This is a genomic window from Allobosea sp. 10L417 (genome assembly GCF_056395485.1).
Genome location: NZ_JBFTJP010000009.1, coordinates 24,968 through 48,047, shown reverse-complemented (window position 1 = coordinate 48,047; position 23,080 = coordinate 24,968). Strand labels below are relative to the sequence as shown.

Here is a 23,080-nt window from a genome sequence, read left to right as displayed (position 1 = left end):
GAGTTTCCTCGGGGCGCGTCGCCCGGTCCTTGACGCATCGCAAATTCGGACCGCGGCCGAGGTTTTTCGATGGCTTCCTTCAGTGCCGGCATCCTGATGTATCGCCTGGCGGAAGAGGGCGCAGAGGTTCTGCTCGTCCATCCGGGCGGCCCGTTCTGGCAGCGCAAGGATCTTGGAGCCTGGTCTATCCCCAAGGGCGAGGCGCAGCCGGGCGAGACAGCACAGGAGACTGCGCGGCGGGAATTCACGGAAGAAGTGGGGGCGGCGCCCGACGGCCCTCTCATTCCGCTCGGGTGCATTCGGCAACGGGCGGGGAAGGTCGTCGAAGCCTTTGCGCTGAGGGGGGACCTTGCCGCGGAGCAAAGTCGCTGCACCAGCGAGGCCGAGATGGAATGGCCGCGCGGCAGCGGCCATATCCGCCGCTTTCCCGAAATCGACAGGGCGGCGTGGTTTTCGCTTCCCGAGGCTCGGCGGCGCATCCTGGAGGCGCAGGCCGAGCTTCTCGATCGCCTCGAGAAGAAGCTGGCCGACGAAGGCGATCGAGCCTGACCGCCGCTCGACGTCATGATCGCGGTGCGCTGGCGCGATGCAGCGGCGTGCGGCCCGAGCGGTCGCCGAGCCGGGCTTGATCTGGCGCAAACGCCGGCTCTTGCGTTCGGAGTATGATCGGCACTCCATCGTCCGCGGAGGTAGCCCATGAAAACGGCAATCACGCACGGGCCGGAATCCTGCAGGTCAGACCCGCCCAGGTTCACGATCGAGACCGCTCAGGACTATGCGCTCGCGAGGCACCGCATCAAAGCGCTCCTCGTACAGGATGGAACCAGTTTCCGGGAGTTGGAGGCGCTCAAGGACGCAGTCCGCGATTGGAAGTTGCGCCATCCTGCGCATGAACAGGGCAACTGAAGCGACACCAATATTCGCGTTCGCCCCGCGAAGCTGCGCTTGTTTCGGCGTTCGTCAAGGCCGCGCGGTCGATATCCTGCGCATGCTCAGGGATATGACCGCGCACGGATGGCGGCAGATCCGCATGGCTCACATAGGGTATGAACAAATTGCCGCAACTTGCTGCTACATATGTCCTCGCGGACAAGACCTGCGACCGGCCGTCTCGAACGCCAACAAGGCAAGCCGGCGTCGTCCCGAGACAATTCGCCTCGGCGGCCAGCCTCGATACCCGCATTGAGACGCGCTTCCCTTCTAGGCGCCGGTCAGAAGCCGTTCTATCGCGTGGATCGGATGCTTGGTCAGGTCTTTGTCGACCTCTGCGACGATGCGAGAGCGCGATTGCTCGTCGAGGTGCTGCCGGAGCACTGCGAGGATACGCGGGGGCGCCACCAATACGATGCCTCGCGAGCGGCCGGACTGGCTGGCAAGATTGAGGGCAGCCGCGGTTTCGCGTGCGAACTGCTTCTCCGCCAGGTCATGCCAGTCTGTTTCGTCGGTCGCGCTGGTGGGCGCGACGGCATTTTGCATGCGACCGGGCCGATCCGCTCCCTGCTGACCGTTCGGCGGGTTTGGCGAGGCCTGCTTGATCTGCTCGACTTCGAGCTTGAGGAGCGTCGGGCTGCCTTCGTTTCGCAGAAACATCGCCTTGCGGGCATCGCAGATGATCACCCATGCGTCGTGCGGAATCCGTAGGTTCATGGCGTTGCTCCTTGCGATGACCGGGGCGGCTTCAGCGGGAAATAATCTCGCGAACGAGGCTGATAAAGGCGCGCAAATGCAGCAAGAAAGAGAAGGCAGGCTTTTCGTCCAGTTGGTTGACGATTGCCGGGGCACGGTCGCGCCAGTTTCGCCAGGAGCGCCCGACCTTGGCGATCCAGCCACATGCGCTCGCTTCGGGCATGGCAGCCCCCTAAGGTGCAACCAGCTCAGATAATCGCAGCGCCGCCCCCGGTCCTTGATCCGCGTCAAGGACGAAAACCGATCGAGGACGCGAGACGATTGGCGGCCAGCTCATCCTGAAATCGTTCCGCTTTGCAGGGGCGTCAGGCCGTCGATATTGACAAGCATCAATGTCGTTTTTGGGGACTGAAGAATAGTGGCTCGTCCGAGGGGAGCCTTGTCATGCAGGTTGCCAGCCAGAATGAAACGATCTGCTATCTCGGATCGTGCGATGCTTTCGGAGGCGGCGCGGAGTGGATGGAGATGGTCTCCACCCACATCTCGATCGTCCTGCTGATCGGCTCCCGGGCCCTCAAGCTGAAACGACCCGTCAAGCTGCCCTATGTCGATCTGTCGACGCCGGAACGACGCTTGGCGATGTGCGAGCAAGAACTGCTGCTGAACCGCCGGACCGCTCCCGACCTCTATCGCGCGGTCCACCGGATCACGCGGGAGCAGAACGGCGATCTTGCGCTGAACGGCCGGGGCGAATTGGTCGATGCCGTCCTGGAAATGGAACGCTTCAACGACAATTTCCTGTTCGATCGGATGGCAGAGAGAAAGCATCTCACCGCGCCCGACATGGCTGCGCTCGCCGGTGCGATCGCGCGATTTCATCGCGCGGCGCCCATCTCGCCGGACGGCGAGGGCGCAAGGCGGATGGAGCGCGTGCTGTCGGTCAATGAGCGAGCTTTCGCCAATGCGGAGCTTCTCCCGCATCGCGAGGTCGAACCGGTGATCGCGGGGTGCCGCGAAGCGCTCGCGCGCCATGCCAGCTTGCTGAACCAGCGGGCACGGCAGGGAATGGTTCGGCGCGGGCATGGCGATCTGCATCTGCGCAACATCTGCCTGTTCGAGGGCAAGCCGTTGCTCTTCGATTGTCTCGAGTTCGATGAGGATCTGGCGACCGTGGATATCCTCTACGATCTCGCCTTCGTTCTCATGGACCTCTGGCACCGCAAGCTCGAGACACTCGCGAACGTCCTCTTCAATCGCTATCTCGATGCCATCGACGACGAGTCCGGCCTGTGCCTGCTACCGTTCTTCATGGCGGTGAGGGCCGCCGTGCGCGCGCATGTGACCGCAGTGGATAGCGGCAGACCGAAGGCCTCGCGATTGGCCGAGGCACGCGCCTATCTCCAGCTCTGCCGCAACCTTCTGAAGGCGCGGTCCCCTGTGCTGGTCGCGGTCGGCGGCTATTCCGGCTCCGGGAAATCGACGCTTGCGGCGAAGCTCGCGCCATCGCTTGGGCCGCCGCCGGGGGCCCGCATCGCCGCGAGCGACCGCATTCGGAAGAAGCTGTGCGGCGTCGCCCCAGAGATCCGCCTGTCGGCGGATGGCTATAGCGCTGACGTTTCCGCCCGGACCTATGCCGCGATGATGCAGGTTGCAGAAGCGACGCTGGCGCAAGGTCACGCGGCCGTCGCGGATGCCGTCTTCGATCGGCGCGTGGACCGGGAACGGATCGGCGAGGTGGCTCGCCATGCAGGCATGCCGTTCTGCGGCCTCTGGCTGCAGGCGCCGCAAGAGACGCTGGTGCGACGGGTCTCGGCGCGCTGTGGCGATCCCTCCGACGCCACGCCCGGCGTCGTGATCGACCAGATTGCCCGGCATGGCGCGGCGACGGAATGGACGAGGATCGCGGCCGAGGAGAACATCGACGGCGTGCTTCGAAGCACGTTCGAAGAGGCGCCGGCGTTGAAATACCTGCACGATATGGGTCGATAGCATCTCCGTCCCAAGTGGTGCCTGCGCGGCATCAGGCGGTGATCTCGTCCGCGAAGATCGTACGACCGCGCTCCCCGGCAAAATACTGCCTGAGCCAGGGATCCTTGTGCTTGAGCAGATCCTGTAGCGACCCGAGGGCGATGACTTTGCCGTGCGCGATGGCCGCGACCCTGTCGCAGGTCGTATGAAGGCTGCTCAGGTCATGAGTGATCATCATCACCGTCAGGTTCAAGCTCGCCTTCAGGGTCAGCAAAAGCTGATCGAACGCATCGGCCGCGATCGGATCGAGCCCTGACGTCGGCTCGTCGAGAAACAGGACCTCGGGATCGAGGGCGAGGGCACGTGCCAGGGCCGCCCGCTTGGTCATGCCACCAGAGAGCTCGGCGGGATATTTTTCCGCTGCATCTGGCGGCAATCCGACCAGATCGAGCTTGAGGATTGCCATCTCGGCGAGCAGGCTCGGCGACAGATGCAGGAGCTCGCGCATCGGCAGCTGGATATTCTCGGCGATCGTCAACGATGAGAACAGGGCGCCTTGCTGGAACATGACGCCGCAGCGCTGTTCGAGCAATCGCCTCTCGTTCTCCCGCAGATCATCGATGTTCCTGCCGAAGAGCTCGATGACGCCGCTTCGCTTGGGCACAAGGCCCAGAATGGTGCGTGCCAGGACCGACTTGCCGGATCCGGACGCGCCGATCACGCCGAGAACCTCGCCGCGCATGACGTCGAGGTCGAGATGGTCCAGCACGGTCTTGTCGCCGAACGCGACTGCAAGGTCCCGAACGCGGATGGCGACCTCACCGCTGTCCGGAGCCATGTCTCGTTCGGTCGAAGCCATGGATAACTCTCCGGCTGCGCACCATCATACACCCGAGCCGCAGGTGCTGCCGATCGGATAAGCCGGCAGACCAACGGCTGCGGTTGCGCTAGTGCGCGAGGAAAAGCGGCACGGGAGCGCTGTCGAGCAGATCCGCAGTCACGCCGCCCAGCACCCACTCCCTGAAGCGCGAATGACCGTAGGCTCCGGCGACGATCAGGTCTGCCGAGATCCTGCGGGCTTCGGCCAGGATGGCGTCGCCCGCGGAGGTTTCGGTGTCGAGAACGGTCGCCGTCGCCTCGACGCCGTGACGGACGAGATGGGCGCAGATGTCGGCGAGGACTTCGGCGCCGCCCATCCGTCCGTGGGCTTCCTCCCGGACCGTGACGACATGGACCTGCGTCGCCTGAACGATCAGAGGCAAAGCCTCGGCCACGGCGCGGGCGCTTTGCCGCGTGTCGGTCCATCCGACAAGGACGGTCTGGATCGCGGAACGCGGCAGGGCCTTGGGCGGCACGAGGTAGAGCCCTCTTCCGCCATCGAACATGACGCGCTCGAGCAGGGGACGCCAGCGTGCCTGACTATCGTCGCGCGGGCAGGTCGCGATGAAGAGGTCGTTCCAGCGGGCTTCCGTGGCGACGGCCTGTTCGAGGATACCGGGGAAAGCATCGACACGGCGCAACTCATGCGCAGGGTCGAGGCGCGTCAATCGCTGGCGCAGCCGCTTCTCGCTGGCATCTCCTTCCTCGGTTACGTCATCGACCAATTGCCCGATGGCGGAGGTGCCGAATTCACCGACGAAAATGGCAGGGTCGGGCAGGAGATTGGTAAAGACCCCGGTGAGGCGGGCACCGTGCCGCGCCGCGAGCGCTTCAGCGTGAGCCAGGCGGACCTCATCTTCCGGCGAACCGTCCAGATGAACCGCGATGTCGCGATAGGCAGCGTTGCCGGCGGCTCGTGCCTTCGCCGAGGCGCCTGACGATTGAGTGAAGTCCTTCATGCCAACCTCCGCATCGATAGCGCTGTTCATGGCGCCTATCGAGCAGCGGAAACAGGCCGGCCGCATTGATTCTCATCAAAACGAGACAGGGGTTCCCGGCGTTTGCGCTGAATCAAATGCAGCGGCGCGGATTCGCGGCAAGCTGGGGCTACGAAACCACAACGGCGATTTCGGAGAGCGAACATGCCGCCAATGCTTCAGTCCAGCGCATTGTCCGGGGGCCGGGCGGACGAGCCGCCCCAAGATGATGTGCGCCGCCGTCTTCCGAGAGCCAGGCCGCATCGAGCTCGAAGACAAGCCGATTCCGGATGTCGGGCCGCTCGACGCGCTGCTGCGCATCACGACCACGACGATCTGCGGCACCGACATCCATATCCTCAAAGGCGAGTATCCGGTCGCACGCGGCCTCACCATCGGCCATGAGCCAGTCGGCGTGATCGAGAAGCTGGGATCCGAGGTGAGGGGCTTCCGGGAGGGCCAGCGCGTGATCGCCGGTGCGATCACGCCGTCCGGACACAGCGCCGCCTGCCTCTGCGGCTGCGCCTCGCAGGATGGCCCTGGCGAGCGCCACGGCTTCAAGGCGATGGGTGGCTGGCGCTTCGGCAATACCATCGACGGGGCGCAGGCCGAATATCTGCTCGTGCCGGACGCCATGGTCAATCTCGCCCATGTGCCTTCCGGTCTGACCGACGAGCAGGTGCTGATGTGTCCCGACATCATGTCGACCGGCTTCTCCGGTGCCGAGAGCGGCGGCGTGAGGATCGGCGACTGCGTCGCGGTCTTCGCGCAGGGACCGATCGGGCTATGCGCCACGGCCGGAGCGCGCCTGATGGGGGCGACCCGGATCATCGCCGTGGAGAGCATCCCCGAGCGGCAGGCCGTGGCACGCAGGCTGGGAGCCGACGAGATCGTCGATTTCTCGAAGAGCGACCCGGTCGACGAGATCATGCGGCTGACGGAGGGCAGGGGCGTCGACGTCGCGATCGAGGCGCTTGGACGGCAGGAAACTTTTTCCGCGGCGTTGCGCGTGCTGCGGCCGGGCGGAACGCTCTCGTCGCTGGGCGTCTATTCCAGCGACCTGACGATCCCGCTCGGGGCTTTCGCCGCGGGCCTCGGCGACCACCGCATCGTCAGCACGCTCTGTCCCGGCGGCAAGGAGCGGATGCGGCGCCTGATCGAGGTCGTCGCTTCCGGCCGCGTCGATCTGGAGCCGCTGGTCACGCACCGATACCCGCTGGAGCGCATCAAGGACGCTTACGAGCTGTTCTCCCATCAGCGTGACGGCGTGCTCAAGGTTGCCATCACGCCGTAAGCGGCAGAGCCATGGACCAGCGCGTCACGCCATCGCCGGTTCAGCAGCCGGTTCTCGTTCTGGCCGACGAACCGACGGGCAACCTCGACAGCAAATCGGCCGATGGCGTGTTCGGGCTGATGCGCGAGGCGAATGGGCGCTCCGGCACCGGCTTTTTGATGGTGCCCCACAGCATGGATCTGGCCCGCCGCCGCGACAGGATCATCACCGCGATCGATGGGAGCATCAGCGGGAGCCCGGGATGACCATGGAACCAGCGAAAGCGGCGGCGGCAGGCGAGGGCGAGTTCTGGCGGGAAGGCCGCTGCGCGTCGCTGCAGCGCCTCGGGGCGACTCCGGATGGCTTGAGCGATGCGGAGGCGGCCGAGCGTCTGCGCCGCTGCGGACCCAATCTCGCGGTGGCCAGCCTGCGGCGCGGATTGCCGTTCAAGATCGCCAAGCGGCTTGTCGAGCCTCTGATCGCGATCCTGCTGATCGCCGCGTTGATCTCGGGCGTTACGGGCGATTGGCAGAGCCTGATCATCATCGTCCTCATCGTGCTGGCTTCGATCGCTCTCGATGTCTTCCAGGAGACCCAGGCCGAGAACGCCGTCGATGCCTTGCGGCGCACCGTTGCGGTTCAAGTCACGGCCGTTCGGAGCGGGCGGCCGGTCGAGATTCCGGTAAGGGAGGTGGTGGCAGGCGACGTGGTCGCGCTCCGTGCCGGCGATCTGATCCCGGCCGACGGGCTGATCCTCGAGAGCCATGACGCGATGGCCGACGAGGCGGTGCTCACGGGCGAGCCCTTTCCCGTCGAGAAGCTGGCCGCGGAATCCGACCGAGGCAACGACGGAACCGATACCGCGCTCTTCGGCGGAACGAGCCTCGTCGCCGGCGAGGCCAGGATGCTCGTGGTGGCGACGGGTGCCGATACGCGGCTAGGTTCGATCTCCCGCTCCATGCAGGCGAGCGAGCCGCCGACGGCCTTCGAACGGGGCGTTCATGGCCTCGGAATGCTGATCCTGCGCCTCACCGGCTTCCTGGTTCTGTTCGTCCTGCTGACGCAGCTCGTGCGGCACGGTCTGTCGATCGAGAGCTTCCTGTTCGCCGTCGCGCTTGCCGTCGGCCTGACGCCGGAGCTGCTGCCGGTGGTGATGACGGTGACGCTCGCGCGCGGTGCCCTGCGGATGGCTGCGCGCAAGGTCGTCGTGAAGCGCCTCTCCGCGATACACGATCTCGGCGCGATGGACGTCTTGTGTACCGACAAGACGGGGACGCTGACGGAAGCGCGGATCGCCCATGTCGGGAGCTTCGGCTGCGACGGCATCGAAAATGCCGACGTGACCGCGCTCGCGAGGGTGAACAGCCGCTTCTGCAGCGGGCTGCGCAACAACCTCGACACCGCCCTGCTCGCCGGCTCAGAAGACGATGACGGCTCCTGGCGTCCTCTGGCCGATCTGCCTTTCGATTTCGAGCGGCGCCGCTCCTCGGTCCTCGTAGCGAGAGGCGACGAACGGGAGATGATCGTCAAAGGCGCTCCCGAGGCCTTGCTCGCCTTATGCGACCGGTTCGAGGCAGCGGATGGCAATGCCGTCAGGCTTGAGGACGCGGCCAGAGGCCGGCTRCTCGCCCTCATCGATGCCAAGGGCGCGCAGGGGCTGCGCCTGCTCGGCATCGCCCGCCGATCCATGGCGCCGGGAACCGATGCGCTGGTCCGCGAAGACGAGGCCGGGCTCGTCTTTGCCGGCTGCGCCGCCTTCATCGATCCGCCGAAGACCTCGGCAGGCGCAGCCGTTCGCCAGCTCGCGGCGGCCGGCGTGCGCGTCAAGGTGATCTCCGGCGATGCGGCTCCCGTCGTCCGCCATCTGGCGGAAACGCTGGCGCTCCCGTCGCGCGGCCTGATGACGGGCGAGGAGATCGCGGCATTGGGTGACGCTGCGCTTGCCGCCCGGATCGGCAACATCGACTTGTTCGTCCGGGTCGCGCCGGAGCAGAAGGCGCGCATCGTCCTGGCGCTGCGCAGGGCAGGGCACACGGTCGGCTTCATCGGCGACGGCATCAACGATGCGCCGGCCATCCACGCCGCCGATGTCGGCCTGTCCGTCGAGGGCGGCACGGAAGTCGCGCGCGAGGCGGCCGCGATCGTCCTCCTCGCGCCCGATCTCGGCGTGCTCGCGCAGGGCATCGCCGAGGGGCGGCGCACCTATGCGAACATCATGAAGTATGTCCGTATGGGCACGAGCTCGAATTTCGGCAACATGCTCTCGATGGCACTGGCCTCGATGGTGCTGCCGTTCCTTCCGCTCAACCCACTGCAGATCCTGGTCAACAATATCCTCTACGACCTCTCCGAGGTCGGCATCCCCTTCGACGAGGCCGATCCCGCCGACCTCGAGCGACCGCGACGCTGGGACATGAACGCCGTCCTGCGTTTCACGCTCGTCATGGGCCCGCTCTCCTCACTGTTCGACGCCGCGACATTCGCCGTTCTGCTCGGCGTTTTCGGCGCCGGTGTGGAGATGTTCAGGACCGCATGGTTCGTCGAGTCGATCCTGACACAGATCCTGGTGATCTTCGTCATCCGCACGGCGGCTCCCTGCTGGCGCAGCCGGCCGCACCGCTTCCTTGTCGCAACCTCGCTGGGCGCGCTGGCGATCGCGTTGATCCTGGCGCTGACGCCGGTCGGACGCCCGCTCGGTTTCATAGGGCTGCCGATGCCGATCCTACTGTCCATTCTGGCCATCGCGGCCTTCTATCTCGTCCTCGCCGAGCTGCTGAAGCCGCTGGCGATGCGTGCCGGCACCGGCAGGGGAAAGCCCCGCGCTGCCGGCGCCGCCATGCGCCGCCGCGCCCGGCCGTTCTGAGCGGCCGGCTGGGCAGGCCGCCGCGGAACGCCGCCGGGCGGTGCCTCGATCGGCATCAATCGTATCGGAACGATCGCGCGATCTGGTCCTCGATCGGCTTCACGAGATAGACGAAGGCGGTGCGCAGGCCGGTCTGGATGAAGGCCTCGACTGGCATGCCCGGAAGCAGCACCTTGCCATCGAGCCGCTTCACTTCGTTCAGCCCCAGGCTTATGCGGGCGGTGTAGAAGGAGACACCCGTCTTCTCGTCAGTGGAGGCGTCGGCCGAGATCCGGATCAGGCGCCCCTCCAGGTCGGGGGTCGTGCGACTGTCGAAAGCAGGAAATCGCAATACGACAGCCTGGCCGATGCGCAACCGGTCGATCATGGCCGGCTCGATGCGCGTCTCGATGACGAGCCCGTCCGTCTCGGGCACGATCAGCATGATCTGCTCCGCCGGCGAAATGACGCCGCCGATCGTGTGCACCGTGCTCTGGTGAACGATGCCGTCCTGCGGCGCGCGCATCTCGGTCCGGTCGAGCTGGTCGACCGCTGYGATGCGCCGCTCGGAGAGATCGGCGATCTTGCCGTCGACATCGCGCAGCTCGGTCGTGACCTCGCGACGCAGGTCCTCGTCGATCTGCAGGATCTGCAGCTCGATCTCGGCGATGCGCCCCTTCACCCGGGCCGTGTCGGCAATGAGGCTGCCCTGCTCGCCGGCGAGTCGCGAGGCCTCGCGCTGCAGCGCCGTCAGCCGCGACAGCGCGACGAGGTTCTGGTCGTAGAGCTTCTGTACGGCGTCGAGCTCCTGCTTGATCAAGCCGGCCTGCGCCTGCTTCGCCTCGATCTGGGCCGCGATCCCCCTGATCTCCTCGCGCGACTGGACGATGCGCTCGCGGAACTGCGAGCGCTGCAGCTCGGCCGCGCTGCGTCGCGTGCGGAACAGGGTCTGCTCGCTGTCCAGGGCCTGGATCACCGTCGGCGCTCTCGCCCGCTCCGCCAGCTCCGTTGGGACGACGACCTCGGCCTTGCCGTCGCGCTCGGCCTCGAGGCGGGCCTTGCGGGCCTGGAACCTGCGCAGTTCGATCTCGATCAGTGCCAGGCTTGCCCTGGCATGGGTCTCGTCGAGCCTGACCAGGACGTCACCGGCCTTGACGTGGTCGCCGTCCTTGACCCGGATCTCCGCTACGATGCCGCCGGCTGCATGCTGGATGCGGCGGACATTGCTCTCGACAACGATCTTTCCGGAGGCGATGACCGCGCCCGCCAGCGGTGCCGTCGCGGCCCAGAGCCCGACCGTGCCGCAGAGCACGGCGATGGTGGCGACGCCGGCGATCGCCGCCCGGCGGATATCGCGGCGGGGATCGAGGCGGCGCGCGATCTTCCGGCTCGCACCTGACAGGTGCCCACCCACCACGTTCTCGTTAGCCGTGCGCATCGGTTGTCACGATCCTCTTCGAAGCCTGGAAGCCGGCGCCCGCCGCTGCCGGGGCAGCCGCCAGACTCTTCCGCAGGATCTCCTCCTTCGGCCCGAACGCCTGGACTTGGCCCTCGGCCAGGATCAGGACGAGGTCGGTGCCAGCGAGCGCCGAGGGGCGGTGGGCAATGACGATCACGATGCCGCCGCGCTCGCGCACGCTGCCGACGGCGGCGGTGAGCGCCGCATCGCCCGCTGCATCGAGGCTAGCGTTCGGTTCGTCGAGCACAACCAGGAACGGGTCGCGGTAGAGCGCCCGGGCGAGCGCGATATGCTGCCGCTGGCCGCCGGAAAGAAGGCTGCCGGCTTCGCCGATCGGCGTCTCGAAGCCCCTGGGCAGGCCGAGGATCATGGCGTAGGCGCCGGCCGCCTTGGCTGCGGCGAGAACGGCCTCCTCGCTGATGTCCGGATCGAAGCGGGCGATGTTCTCCGCCACCGTGCCGGCGAAGAGCTGCACGTCCTGCGGCATGTAGCCGATGATCCCGCCGCGCTGCTCGGGGGCCCATTGGTCGAGCGTCGCGCCGTCGAGACGCAGGCTGCCGCGCATGAGCGGCCAGACCCCGACCACTGCCCGCGCCAGCGTCGACTTGCCGGAGGCGGAGGGGCCGATGATCGCAAGCCCTTGCCCCGCATTCAGCGCAAAGCCTGCATCCTTCACGATCGGGCTCTGGGCGCCCGGCGCCGCGACAAAGACATGTTCCAGCACCAGCCGCTCCGTCGGCCGGTCCGGCGCGATGGAGGGATGGGCGCGCGGCTCCGCCAGCGCCGCCTTCAGCCGCTGCCAGGCCTGGCGGGCACCGATGAAGGGCCGCCAGCTGCCGATGGCGAGTTCGATCGGCGCCAGCGCCCGGCCGCTCAGGATCGAGGCGGCGATCATCACGCCCGAGGAGGCCTCGTTCTTCATCACCAGCCAGGCGCCGAGGCCGAGCATGGCCGACTGCAGCATGAAGCGGATGGTCTTCGACATCGTGCCGAGCGTGCTGACGAGATCGGACGAGCCAAGATTGGTCACGACGTAACGGTCGTTTATGCGGTCGAACAGAGTGGCGACGCGCCGCTCCATGCCGAGCGCGCCGATCACTTCGGCATTGCGCCTGGCGGCCTCGAGCAGGGCCGAGCGCTCGGCACCCGCGCGAGACGACTCGCGCGCGGGGCCACGCGTCAGCACTTCGGTCAGCAAGGCGATGAAGATGAGGATCGCCGCGCCGGCGACCAGGGTCCAGCCGAGAGAAGGGTGCAGCAGGAAGCACAGGCCGCCATAGAGGGGGATCCAGGGCAGGTCGAACAGCGTCGTCGGCCCGAGCCCCGAGAAAAAGCCGCGCACGCTGTCGAGGTCGCGTGAGAGCTGAATGCCGCCCGGCCCGCCGCGCAGGTGCGTACCGAGGATTGCGCCGACCACCGGCGCGCTGAGTTGGCGGTCGAGCACGATCCCGATCCGGATCATGATACGCTGGCGCAGCCAATCGAACAGGCCGAGCAGAATGTAGAGGGCTGCGACAATGATCGAGAGCGCGACCAGCGTCGGCACGCTTCGCGAGGGCAGCACCCGGTCATAGACCTGCAGCATGTAGATCGACCCGGTCAGCATCAGCACGTTGACCAGGGCAGAGAACAGCGCGACCGCCAGGAAGGCGGAGCGGCAGGATGCCAACGCCTCGCTGGCAGCATCGGAAGAGGGCTTGGGAAGCAAGGCAGCCATCCCTAAGCAGATGTGAACGGGTCAGACAGGGCCCACCCTATGGCCCCGGCGGATCTCACCGGAGATCCGCCTTCGGCCAACGGCAGGCAAGATTTTCCGGAACTTCCGACAGCTGCGCTCCGCAGAACGAGCCACCGGCAAACCCCGCTTTGCTTTCAGGCGAACAAAAAATCACTATGCGTCAGCATGTGCGTGAAATTGTGCAGCGTAACCTGGTCCGCCCCGGCGGTAATGACGGTGTCGGAGCCGCTTTGCGCGATAGTCAGATCAGCGAAGGAATGTACGCCAGCCACACCGCTGAACCCGATCTTGTCATGCTGGGCCTGACTGAAATCTTCGATGGTGTTATTGGTCCCGACCGTCATCGAACCAGAATCCTTGAACAGGAACAGATCGGCGCCGCCACGCGCCTGGTCGCTCAGTTGTCCGTCGCCCCACATGTCGTTGCTGACCGCGGATCCGGATGCAGCTGTCCCGGCGATCAAGGTATCATTGCCGCCCCTGGCGAAGCCTGACAGGGTTGCGGCGTCACCGAAGAGGCTGTTCGTCACCGTGCCTGCGCCGCTGTTGCTGCCACCGGTCAGCGTATCGTTGCCGCCTCTCGCCGCGTCGCGCATGGATTGCGCGTCGCCATAGAACTGGTTGACGACATCCCCGGAACCGACGCCGCCCGACAGGCGGTCATTGCCGCCGGCAGCATCGCCGAACATCGTCTGCGCGTCGCCATAGGCCGCATTCGTGAACTGCGCGGATAGTCCCTCATTGCCGGCAAAGAACGCGACGTCATCGCCGCCCTGAGCCCGGCCGAACATGTTGTGGCCGGCATCACCGAAGAAAGTGTTGCTGGAGCCGGGACCGCTGGTGAAGGTGTCGTTGCCGCCCTTGGCAAAGTCGACCATGTCGAACGCGTCACCGTAGAAAAAGTTGGTGGAAAAGGCGCCATTATTTGTGAAACTGTCGTCGCCGCCCCGCGCATGACCGGACATGCTGCGCCCGGCGTCGCCGGCGAAAACGTTGTTGCTGAAGGCGCCGCCACCCGTGAAATCGTCGTTGCCGCCTTGGGCGAAATCCGACATGTCGCGGAGCGCATCACCGTAGAAACTGTTGTCGGCATCTTGGCCGCCGCCAGTGAAGCTGTCATTGCCGCCTCGAGCATGGTCGAGCATGCTGCCGACCGTGTCGCCATAGAAGGTGTTGTTGGCCTGGTTGCTGGCGCCGATGAAGTTGTCGCTGCCGCCCCGAGCATGGCTGGACATATCGCCGCCCGCATCTCCGATGAAAATGTTGTTGGACAGGGCAGCGCCCACGAAACGATCATCGCCGCCCTGAGCCTGACCGGACATCCGGCCGCCCGCATCGCCGAAAAAAGTGTTGGTGGAGAGGCCTCCACCCGTGAAGGCGTCATTGCCGCCCTTGCCTTGGTCGAGCATGTCGCCACCCACGTCACCGTAGGCCGTGTTGGTGGAGCTGAGCGCACCCCTGAAAGAGTCGTTGCCGCCCTGAGCATGGTCGAGCACGTTGCCGACCGCGTCACCGTAGAAGGTGTAGCTGGCAGGGGCGCCGCCGCTGAACGTGTCGTTGCCGCCCCGGGAATGATCGCGCAGGTTGCCGCCGGCGTCGCCAATCAAAACAGTGTTGGTCGGATCGCCGGCAAGAGTGTCATCAGCGCCCAATTGATGATCGGTCAGATCACCCGGGGTAAACGGCACGCGGTGAGACATGGTCATGCTCCCACTGAGTTACCCCAGCGCCCGTCGCGATATTAGGCTGATATGCCCGAGCCCACAACGAGCACAAACGGGGTAGTTCGCTTGGATCGACGACACTCCGGGCGCTCCGCGCATGCTCGCTGCCAAGCAGGAGCCAGCCTCCAGTTGCATCGGCCGAAGGACACACCGCTCAGCAAAGCCGGCTTTCTCGGGGGGCCTCGCTCGCGCAACGAGCCAAGCACGCGCAATGCATTTTCGATCGCTCGATGCTCGGTAGGGCGGATCCGAGCGAGATCGCGATCGGAGCCGAGAGCTCGGCGCGGGGCGGCGAGCTTCAGCAACGCGGGGGGCAGGCGGTCGGGGCAGGTCCCGGATTTGTGAAGCCTTTGCCTGCAGACCGGATCTTGGGGCGGGCTATGGTCATTGGGCGGTGAGCACATTCGCCGCAATCTTGAAGCAGGGGTCGGTCGAGTGACGCATCCAAGGAAAACGGCCGGGCGTCCGAGTGGTTGGTCGGTGACGATCGCTTTGCTTGTCGCCCTGTTCAGCGCGGCAACTGCTTATGCACAGGAGGGGGCGGCCAACAGTCCGGCCGCTGGAGCCAGGCCCTCGGCCGAGGTCGCGGAACGGCGAGTGGTCACGGCGTCCAGTTTGCCGCCCGCGTCGATCACACAGCATGAACTCGCTCTGGATGAAGGCCTTCTGCGATACACCGCCATTGCGGGCGCACTTCCGGTGCGCGAAGCCTCCGGCCGAGTTCTGGGAGAGATCGCGTATATTGCCTATCAGCGCTCGCTCGCCGGCGAAAAGGCCGATCAGCGTCGCCGTCCGGTGATCTTCGCCTTCAATGGCGGACCGGGCGCCGCTTCAGCCTTTCTCAATGTCGGGGCATTCGGACCCAAACGCGTTGCGTTCGGGCGACCGGGCGATGCGCCATCTGCTCCGCCAACCCTGGTAGACAATCGAGAGACCTGGCTCAGTTTCGCCGATCTCGTCTTCATCGATCCGGTTGGAACAGGGTTCAGCCGGTTCTCATCTGGCGCGGACGACGCGCGGGGCATGCTCTGGTCCGTCGAGGGGGACTATCGCTCGCTCTCGCGCTTCATCGTCAATTGGTTGAGGGCAAACGACAGGATTGGCTCGCCCGTCTATCTGGTCGGCGAGAGCTACGGTGGATTCCGGGCCCCCAAAATCGCCGGCGAATTGCAGACCTCGGACGGCATCGGCGTTTCCGGCCTGATCCTGATCTCGCCGGTTCTGGACTTCACCTTCCAGCGGGACGCGCGCGACACGCCGCTGAAATGGGCGGTCTCTTTGCCCTCCTTGGCAGCAACCCACTTGGAGGCAAGAGGCAAATTCTCGCCCGAGCGGCTCGCGGAGGTCGAGGCCTATGCCACCGGCGAATACGTCATTGATCTTTTGAAGGGGCCGCGCGACGCCCAGGCTCGCGCTCGCATCGTTGAACGCGTGGCGGGATTCACGGGGCTCGATCGGGATCTTGTCGAGCGCCGCGGTGGCAAGATCGATAATGGCACCTTTTTGCGCGAGGCAGGGCGAAAGGACTTTGTCGTCGGCAGCCCTTATGACGGAGCGGTTGCCGCGATGGATCCCGAGCCGGATGCCGCTCGTAGCCGGGCGCCGGATGCCGTCCTGGAGGCGGCGACCGCACCGCTGACGAGCGCGATGCTGATTCACTACGCAAACGATCTGAAATGGAGCCCCGACGGGCGCTATATGCTGCTCAACAACGAAGTCAGCAATCGTTGGAGTTACGGCCCGGGGCGGGGCGATCGGGAGTCGATCTCGGAGCTGCGGAAGCTTCTGGCGCTGGACCCTCATATCCGCGTGCTCGTCGCCCATGGTTACGCCGACCTCGTCACGCCGTACCTCGAAAGCAAGCTCCTGCTCGACCAACTTCCCGCTCTCGGCGATCCCAGACGGGTTAAGCTATCGCTGTTTGAAGGGGGGCATATGTTCTACTCCCGGGACAAATCGCGCGCCGAATTACGCGATGCAGTTCGGCAGATCGTGGAGCCGCGCCAGGAGCTTTAGCGCGACACAGACCGAGGCCGCGCGATGCAATTTCGTGAGGGCTGGCGCGCGATGTGGGGTTTGGGGCGAACACCCAACGTCCGGAAGTGGCGCTGGGCGCACCCGCACGGTCAAGCTTTAAGATGAAGCGTAACCAGGACGGTCACTGTGGCGCCATCGGGTAGCGTTGCTGCGACGCGCAGGAAATTGCCGAAATGCGACAGGCGCTGGAAAGTAACGGCGTCCTTCGCCGCTGGCAGCGCGAACTCCGAGCCTTCATGGCACCAGTGCATGCCGTCGGCGGAGATTTCGATCCGCGCCTTCGGCAGAGGTCCTTCGGGGTCCTTCAGCGCTCTGACGAAGACGATCGCCTCCTTCGCCCAGCCCGCCTCGTAGGGCTCTGTCGCACTGGTCCCCGTCCAGGTTTCGTTGCGGGCGACGACGGCGGTCAGGTTTTCGGGCAGCATCAGAAATCCCCCGACAGGCAGACGGAGTCGAGATAGGCGAAGGCGCGCTTGTTGGTATCCGTCTCGGCGAAGAAGGCGAGGTTCAGCATGCACCACAGGTTCTTCATCGCGGGGATGCGGATGCAGTCGAAGCCGTCCATGGCGAAGACCCGGTCATTGACCTGGAAGCGCGTCGCCTGCATCGCGGCGAGGTCGAAATCGAAGCGCAGATAGTGCCAGTTCACCTTGGTCGGAATCTCGTTGTAGCAGAGCCGCTGCTCTCCGCCCGGCAGATCCTCCCAGTCCTCGGGCGCGAGGTGGTAATGCGTGATCGTCTTGCCGGCGGTGCCGATCGGTTTGATCGGCGTCGTCCGGCGCTTGAACTGCCATTTCTGGATGTGCTGCCCGTCCTGCGCGTTGAGAAAGCGCAGGTGCGGCATGACGCGATCGCCCGGCCCTGAGGTGTCGCCGATCTGGAGATCGTAGAGGAAGCCGAAAGATCGGATGTCGGTCTCCGAGAGCGCGAGCTCCGTCGCCTCGGGCTTGAAGGTGAAGTAGGCCTCGAGCCGGATCGGCCCGGCCTTGCGGAAGGTCAGGCGCTTGATCGCGACATTCTGCGCGCCCTTCCTCGGACGCGTCGCGATCTTCAACGCATAGGAGCCGTCGACGCCGCCATGCGAGCCGAAATCCCAGCTCGGCAGCGTCGAGAGCATGGCGTGGCTGTGCTGGGCATAGCCCGGCAGCATCGCGTCGAGCGTATCCTCGTAGTTGCCGACGAGCTGGGTCCAGCCGCACATGCCGCGGTCGAAATCGTCGAGGCAGATGATGCGTGGCAGCGGGTCGAAGCGGCTGAGTTGCGGGTCACTCTCGCGGAGCGCGCGCCTCATGTCGTCTAGCCGGGAATCCGATGGGTTCATGGCGGTTACCCCTTCACCGCGCCGGCGGTCAGGCCCGCGACGAGGTGTTTCTGCATGAGGATGACGAAGGCGAGCACGGGCACGAGCTGCACGGTCGAGGCGGCAAAGAGCACGCCCCATTCGACGCCCTCGACGGCGCCGATCATCTCGGAGATCACCAGCGGCGCGGTCTTGGCATTGGTGGTGGTGAAGATGAAGGCGAAGAGGAACTCGTTCCAGGCATAGACGATGACGAAGACCGAGACCGCGAGCATGCCCTGTGCCGCCATCGGCAGGATGACGCGGACAATGATCTGCATCTGCGAGGCGCCGTCGACCATCGCGGCTTCGTCGAGTTCGCGCGGGATCTGGTCGACGAAGGTGCGCATCACCACCGTCCCCAGCGAGACGAAGAAGGTGGCGTAGAGCACGATCAGGATGAAATGCGTGTCGTTGAGCCCGAGCCAGTTCACCACCGGGAAGAGCGGCAGCGTGATCACGATCGGCGGGATCAGCCGGATGAAGATCAGGAAGAAGGCCGAGGCCTGCAGGCCGCGCGAGGCGAAGCGCGAATAGGCGAAGCCGGCAAGCAGCGAGACTCCGACTGCCAGCACAGTCGCGCCGACCGTGACGAGGAAGCTGTTCCACAGGCCGAAGAAGAAATCGCCCCAGCGGCTCCAGAGCGCCTGATAGTTCGCCAGCGTCGGCGCGAAGGAGAAGGTGCCGGTGGTCGAGAAGATGTCGCGGTCGGCCTTGAAGGACGACATCGCGATCAGCCCGATCGGCACGAGCGACCACGCGACGACTGCGAGCACGCCGACGAATTTCAGGAGATGGCGCAAAACCTTGGGCAGGGAGAGCTTAGGCACGCGCGAACATCTCCCGGTAGAGCCGGCGCAGATAGAACAGCGCGAGCAGGAGCGAGGCGAGTACCAGGAGCCAGCCGGTGGCGGCGGCCGAGCCGAAGGCGTTGTAGCGGAAGGCCTCGAGATAGAGATAGACCGCCATCACCTCGGTCGAGCGTGCCGGGCCGCCGCCGGTCATCAGCCAGACCTCCGAGAACAGCCGGAAGGCGAAGATGTAGCGGAACAGCGCGGCGATGAGCAGCGCCGGCATCAAAAGCGGCAGCGTGATGCGGCGGAAAGAGGTCCAGGCCGAGGCGCCATCGATCGAGGCGGCCTCGTAGAGATCGCCGGGAACCGACATTCTCGCCGCATAGAGGATGATGAAGCTGAAGGGCAGGTGCAACCAGATCGAGAGCAGGCTGACCATGGCGAGGCCATGGCTCGGATTGACCGCCCATTCGATCGGCGGCAGGCCGATCGCGGCCAGCAATCGGCTCATCATCCCGACGTCGGGCTCGAACAAATAGCGCCACATCACCACCGCCGAGACCTCGCTCACCGCATAGGGCGCGAGCACGATGGCGAGCAGGAGAGGGCGAAACGGCACGCCCGAGGCGAAGAACAGCGCCATGCCAAGCCCGATCAGCAACTCGACATGCACGACGATGGCGACGACGATGACGGTGTTGAGCAGCGCCTTCCAGAAATACGGATCGGCCAGCACCTTGGCGTAGTTGGCGAGGCCGACGAATGTCGCCGCCTGACCGAAGGAGGACTGGTTGAGGCTGAGCCAGAAGACATAGATCGCCGGCAGGAAAATGATCCCGCCGATCATGAGCTGGACCGGCGTGACCAGTGCGATGGCGGAAATGGGCGTGCGGGTGGTCATGAGAGCACTCGCGCTTCAGATTTCACCCATCCCGCTCTTCCAAACCGCTCCGTCATCCCGGGCAAGCGAAGCGCAGACCCGGGATCCATCGTAGAGTTCGACACCTTTCGATGGATCCCGGATCGGCGCGGCTGCGCCGCTTGTCCGGGATGACGGCGGAGCTTGGATGGAAGGGAAGCGCTCGAATCCATCGCCGCCTCACGCGATCCCGAAGCGCTTCAGCGCCTCGCGGTCGATCTCGATGCCCAGCCCCGGCCCTTGCGGGATCGCGAGCTTGCCGTCGACGAGCTGCGAACCCTCGCCGACGAGCGGCTTAGTGAAGGCGTCGCGCAGCGGGTTCTCGTAGACCATGCATTCGAAGGTGCGGAAGCTCTCTGCCGCCGCTGCGAGCTGCAAACTGGCGGCGACGCAGATCGCACCGGACCAGCCGACATGCGGCGCATAGGCCGTGTTGAAAGTCGCGGCGAGCTCGGCGATGCGCCAGGTCTCGGTGATGCCGCCGGAGCGCGTCACGTCGGGCTGGATCAGTCCGAGCGAGCGATCCTGCAGCATGGTCAGCGCCTCTCCTGCGACGAAATCGCTTTCGCCGGCCGCAAGCCGGATCGGCAGGTGCTGCGCGAGGCGGCGATACCCCTCGCGATCACCAGGCGCGATCGGCTCCTCGAAGAAGCCATAGCCGAGATCGGAAAGCGCGCGGCCGACGATCAGAGCGTCGTCGACGTCATAGGCCCAGTTCGCGTCGACATAGAGGGCGATATCGTCGCCGGCGAGGCGCCGAATCAGTCCGGCACGGGCGATGGCGTCCTTGAGCGGATGGCCGAGCTTGACCTTGATCTCGCGGAAGCCGGCCTTCAGCGCCGCCGCCACCTCGGCCTCGACAGTCGCATCGTCGAGCCAGTTGATCGAGGAGGCATAGGCCGCGACCGCCTTGCGCCCCATGCCGCCGAGCAGGCGGTGGATCGGCTGGTTCGCCTGCTTCCCGGCGATGTCCCAGAGCGCGATATCGATTGCCGCGATCGCCTCGACGATCTGCCCGCCGGGGCGGCCCGAGAGCGCCGCGCGCATCGCCTTCCAGAGCGCGCGCCGGTCGGCACCATCGCGCCCGATCAGGCGTGGCACCAGCGCCTCCTCGATGAAGCGCGCATAGCCGGCCGCGCCGCGCCGGCACAAGCCTTCGCCGAAGCCGACGGTGCCATCCTCGGCCTCGACTTCGACCACGACGATCTCGATCGCCGGATAGTCGCCCTGCGACGTCCGCTGGACCTTGGGCAGGGTCGCCCGCAGCGGATGGACATCAATTCTGGCGATGCGGCTGGCCGACATGCGGCATGGCCCTCCCGAGACGTGCCGCTGAGCGGCATCTACTTATCAGATAAGTTGAACAGTTGCCAAGGAACGCGGCACCTGTCAATGATCACCGCCGGAGGACATTGATGAGCGATCTCGCCCGTTCCGTTCTGGATGCAGACGACCCGTTCGCGGGTGGCGATGTCGTGCCGATGCGCCTTGGCGATGCGGTGATCCAGCGCATCACGCAGGCGATTCATGAGGGGCGCCTGAAGCCCGGGGACTCCCTGCCATCGGAGGCGCGCATCGCGGCCTCCTTCGGCGTCAGCAAGCCGATCGCGCGCGAAGCCATCCGCCAGCTCGCAGCCATGGGCGTCGTCCATATCCAGCAGGGCAAGCCGACGCGGGTGCAGGCGCTCGATGCCGCCCCGCTCGACCGCTTCTATCGTTTCGCCGTGCGCGGCCGCGCCAACGGCCTGAGCGAGGCGGTGGAACTGCGCCGCATCCTCGAGCCGCCGATCGCGGCCCATAGCGCGGAGCGGCGCTCGGCCGAGGATATCGAGAAGCTCGATCTCATTCTCGCCCGGATGGAAGATGCTCTCGGCAATGTGCCGCGCTGGATCGAGGCCGATCTCGATTTCCACGAGGCCGTCGCCGCCTCATCCGGCAACCGCCTGCTCGATTTCCAGATCCGGGGCCTGCGCCCGGTGATCCGCGAGGTCATGGAGATCTTCAACTCGCGCGAGGCGAGGGGGCCTGAGGACTGGCGGCGCACCTTCGAACGGCATGTCCGCGTCGTCGAGGCGATCCGGGCGAGCGATCCGGCTGCGGCCTTTGCCGCCATGAACAAGCATTTCGAAGCGGCAGAAGCCGCCATCGCGGAACTCGCGAACCACAGGGAGGATCAGCATGAACCAGAGGACGACGCTCGATCGTAGACAGTTCGGGGCCGGCATCCTTGGGGTGAGCTTCGCCGGGCTCGGCGGGGCCGCGCTGGCACAGAGCGGCCCGTTCAACGTCTTCACCCACCGCGTCATGCAGACGGTCGCGACCGGCGCGCAGGCCGGCGACATCACCAGGGACTGGGCGCAGAAGAACGGCGTCACCGTCCAGTGGACGACCTTCGACACCAGCCCCTTGCAGGAACGACTGTTCCGCGAGGCCAGCCTCGGCGAGACCTCGGTCGATGTCGGCTTCGTGGTCAACACCCAGGTCGTGCCGCGCGCCGCGACCCTGTTCGAGCCGCTCGACGACTATCTGAAGAAGGACCCGGTCGAGGACGTCGCCGACATCTTCCCCGGCCTGATGGAAGGCATGAAGGTCGGCGGCAAGCAACTCGCCATCCCGTTCCGCCACGCCTCTTCCGGCCTGCATTACAATGAGGAAATCCTGGCCGAGAAGGGTTTCTCCAAGCCGCCGGCGACGATCGAGGAGATGATCGAGATCGCCAAGGCCTGTAGCTATCGCCGCAGCGACGGCACGCAGGTCGTGGGCTTGTGCACGCCGGGCGTGACCTATCCCAACGTGATCGACCTCGCGCGCGCCTGGGACGGCGAGTTCATCACGCCCGACTTCAAATGCGTCGCCGACCAGCCGCCGATGCTGAACGCGATCCATACGCTGCGCGCGCTCTTCCAGGCCAATGCCTTTCCGCGCAATTTCGCGACGCTTTCGCCCGAGGACGTCAATGTCTGGATGCAGCAGGGCCGCGCTGCGATGAGCCTGCAGAGCATGGGCCGCAACCGCATCTACAACGACCCGCAGAAGTCGAAATTCCCCGGCAAGATCAAGACGATCGCCGTTCCCGCCTCGAAGACGCTCGCCGGCAAGTACGACGCCGCGCCGGCCAAGGTCGAGTTCTGGGGCATGGTCATCCCGAAGAACGCCAGGCGCAAGGACCTCGCCTGGAGCTTCATCAAGGCGATGGCCTCGAAGGAGGCGACGCTGAAGGCGGCGCTCAACGGTAATGGACCGGTGCGCGCCTCGACCTACGCCGATCAGAGCTTTGCCGGAACTGTGCCCTACGCCGCCGAGGAATTGAAGGTGCTGAAGGTCGCGCGCGTGCCGATGCCGGCCTTCGACGAGGCGGCGCGTGCCGGCGACCTGTTCAAGGAAGAGGCGGAAGCCGCCGTGCTCGGCATGAAGACGCCGGAGGAGGCGATGGGGTCGCTGGTCAAGCGCGTGCAGCCGCTGCTGCCGGCCTGAACGGTCGAGAAAGCGGCGCGACCAAAGCGCC

21 protein-coding genes are annotated in these 23,080 nt (G+C 65.8%); 9 read left to right on the top strand and 12 right to left on the bottom strand.

Annotated elements, in window-relative coordinates; translation table 11 throughout:
* Positions 1-69 precede the first annotated feature (69 nt).
* Entirely contained in the window at positions 70-549 is a 480-nt protein-coding gene (locus AC1DE3_RS20545) for an NUDIX hydrolase (RefSeq protein ID WP_476778233.1), read from the top strand.
* Positions 550-696: 147 nt separating this feature from the next.
* Positions 697-906, top strand: a complete 210-nt coding sequence (locus AC1DE3_RS20540) for a hypothetical protein (protein ID WP_476778234.1) — start codon at positions 697-699, stop codon at positions 904-906.
* Between the two features lie 294 nt (positions 907-1,200).
* Here the strand turns inward: AC1DE3_RS20540 and AC1DE3_RS20535 are convergent, their stop codons facing one another.
* The gene (locus AC1DE3_RS20535) at positions 1,201-1,647 is read right to left on the bottom strand and encodes a host attachment protein (protein ID WP_476778235.1); all 447 of its coding nucleotides are present in this window, start codon (positions 1,645-1,647) and stop codon (positions 1,201-1,203) included.
* A gap of 31 nt (positions 1,648-1,678) precedes the next feature.
* Positions 1,679-1,849, bottom strand: coding sequence for a hypothetical protein (locus tag AC1DE3_RS20530; RefSeq protein ID WP_441513396.1), 171 nt, complete (start codon positions 1,847-1,849; stop codon positions 1,679-1,681).
* A gap of 221 nt (positions 1,850-2,070) precedes the next feature.
* Between AC1DE3_RS20530 and AC1DE3_RS20525 the strand changes: the two genes are divergently transcribed.
* Entirely contained in the window at positions 2,071-3,615 is a 1,545-nt protein-coding gene (locus AC1DE3_RS20525) for a bifunctional aminoglycoside phosphotransferase/ATP-binding protein (RefSeq protein WP_476852713.1), read from the top strand.
* A 31-nt stretch (positions 3,616-3,646) separates the two neighbouring features.
* On the opposite strand, the gene AC1DE3_RS20520 is transcribed toward AC1DE3_RS20525, so the two are convergent.
* Together AC1DE3_RS20520 and AC1DE3_RS20515 are read right to left on the bottom strand one after the other, a co-directional pair.
* Positions 3,647-4,453, bottom strand: a complete 807-nt coding sequence (locus AC1DE3_RS20520) for an ABC transporter ATP-binding protein (protein ID WP_476778237.1) — start codon at positions 4,451-4,453, stop codon at positions 3,647-3,649.
* An 88-nt stretch (positions 4,454-4,541) separates the two neighbouring features.
* Complete coding sequence (locus AC1DE3_RS20515; protein ID WP_476852712.1) at positions 4,542-5,432, bottom strand: universal stress protein; 891 nt, start codon at positions 5,430-5,432, stop codon at positions 4,542-4,544.
* 247 nt (positions 5,433-5,679) lie between these two features.
* Between AC1DE3_RS20515 and AC1DE3_RS20510 the strand changes: the two genes are divergently transcribed.
* Genes AC1DE3_RS20510 through mgtA form a run of 3 tightly spaced genes read left to right on the top strand, consistent with a single transcriptional unit; the run spans position 5,680 to position 9,586 of the window.
* On the top strand, positions 5,680-6,744 hold the full coding sequence (locus AC1DE3_RS20510; RefSeq protein ID WP_476852772.1) for an NAD(P)-dependent alcohol dehydrogenase: 1,065 nt from the start codon (positions 5,680-5,682) through the stop codon (positions 6,742-6,744).
* 11 nt (positions 6,745-6,755) lie between these two features.
* On the top strand, positions 6,756-6,989 hold the full coding sequence (locus AC1DE3_RS20505) for a hypothetical protein (protein ID WP_476778239.1): 234 nt from the start codon (positions 6,756-6,758) through the stop codon (positions 6,987-6,989).
* Positions 6,986-9,586 carry a magnesium-translocating P-type ATPase gene (gene mgtA / locus AC1DE3_RS20500; RefSeq protein ID WP_476852711.1) on the top strand — a complete coding sequence of 867 codons (2,601 nt, stop codon included), beginning with the start codon at positions 6,986-6,988 and terminating at the stop codon, positions 9,584-9,586. The genes AC1DE3_RS20505 and mgtA overlap by 4 nt, the downstream gene beginning before the upstream one ends.
* 55 nt (positions 9,587-9,641) lie before the next feature.
* Here the strand turns inward: mgtA and AC1DE3_RS20495 are convergent, their stop codons facing one another.
* The 3 genes from AC1DE3_RS20495 to AC1DE3_RS20485 form a co-directional block, all read right to left on the bottom strand.
* Positions 9,642-11,003: an HlyD family type I secretion periplasmic adaptor subunit gene (locus AC1DE3_RS20495; RefSeq protein ID WP_476852710.1), complete on the bottom strand. Its 1,362-nt coding sequence runs from the start codon at positions 11,001-11,003 to the stop codon at positions 9,642-9,644.
* Positions 10,990-12,741: a type I secretion system permease/ATPase gene (locus AC1DE3_RS20490; protein ID WP_476778242.1), complete on the bottom strand. Its 1,752-nt coding sequence runs from the start codon at positions 12,739-12,741 to the stop codon at positions 10,990-10,992. The genes AC1DE3_RS20495 and AC1DE3_RS20490 overlap by 14 nt, the downstream gene beginning before the upstream one ends.
* 155 nt (positions 12,742-12,896) lie before the next feature.
* Positions 12,897-14,462 (bottom strand): hypothetical protein, encoded by a 1,566-nt coding sequence (locus tag AC1DE3_RS20485; RefSeq protein WP_476778243.1) that lies wholly within the window; start codon positions 14,460-14,462, stop codon positions 12,897-12,899.
* A gap of 504 nt (positions 14,463-14,966) precedes the next feature.
* Here AC1DE3_RS20485 and AC1DE3_RS20480 point away from each other — a divergent pair.
* Positions 14,967-16,502, top strand: coding sequence for a S10 family peptidase (locus AC1DE3_RS20480; RefSeq protein WP_476778244.1), 1,536 nt, complete (start codon positions 14,967-14,969; stop codon positions 16,500-16,502).
* Between the two features lie 110 nt (positions 16,503-16,612).
* Here AC1DE3_RS20480 and AC1DE3_RS20475 read toward each other — a convergent pair whose 3' ends face one another.
* The 5 genes from AC1DE3_RS20475 to AC1DE3_RS20455 form a co-directional block, all read right to left on the bottom strand.
* Complete coding sequence (locus tag AC1DE3_RS20475) at positions 16,613-16,948, bottom strand: hypothetical protein (protein WP_476852709.1); 336 nt, start codon at positions 16,946-16,948, stop codon at positions 16,613-16,615.
* Entirely contained in the window at positions 16,948-17,814 is an 867-nt protein-coding gene (locus AC1DE3_RS20470; RefSeq protein WP_476778246.1) for a DUF6772 family protein, read from the bottom strand. Before AC1DE3_RS20470 ends, AC1DE3_RS20475 begins: the two co-directional genes overlap by 1 nt.
* 35 nt (positions 17,815-17,849) lie before the next feature.
* Positions 17,850-18,692 carry a carbohydrate ABC transporter permease gene (locus AC1DE3_RS20465; protein ID WP_476852708.1) on the bottom strand — a complete coding sequence of 281 codons (843 nt, stop codon included), beginning with the start codon at positions 18,690-18,692 and terminating at the stop codon, positions 17,850-17,852.
* Positions 18,685-19,557, bottom strand: coding sequence for a carbohydrate ABC transporter permease (locus AC1DE3_RS20460; RefSeq protein ID WP_476778248.1), 873 nt, complete (start codon positions 19,555-19,557; stop codon positions 18,685-18,687). The genes AC1DE3_RS20465 and AC1DE3_RS20460 overlap by 8 nt, the downstream gene beginning before the upstream one ends.
* A gap of 198 nt (positions 19,558-19,755) precedes the next feature.
* A complete protein-coding gene (locus AC1DE3_RS20455) occupies positions 19,756-20,880 on the bottom strand; it encodes a mandelate racemase/muconate lactonizing enzyme family protein (protein ID WP_476778249.1) in 1,125 nt (374 codons plus the stop codon).
* Positions 20,881-20,990: 110 nt separating this feature from the next.
* On the opposite strand from AC1DE3_RS20455, the gene AC1DE3_RS20450 reads away from it, so the two are divergent.
* A complete protein-coding gene (locus tag AC1DE3_RS20450; protein WP_476778250.1) occupies positions 20,991-21,782 on the top strand; it encodes a FadR/GntR family transcriptional regulator in 792 nt (263 codons plus the stop codon).
* Positions 21,754-23,049 (top strand): ABC transporter substrate-binding protein, encoded by a 1,296-nt coding sequence (locus tag AC1DE3_RS20445; RefSeq protein ID WP_476778251.1) that lies wholly within the window; start codon positions 21,754-21,756, stop codon positions 23,047-23,049. The genes AC1DE3_RS20450 and AC1DE3_RS20445 overlap by 29 nt, the downstream gene beginning before the upstream one ends.
* Positions 23,050-23,080: the final 31 nt, after the last annotated feature.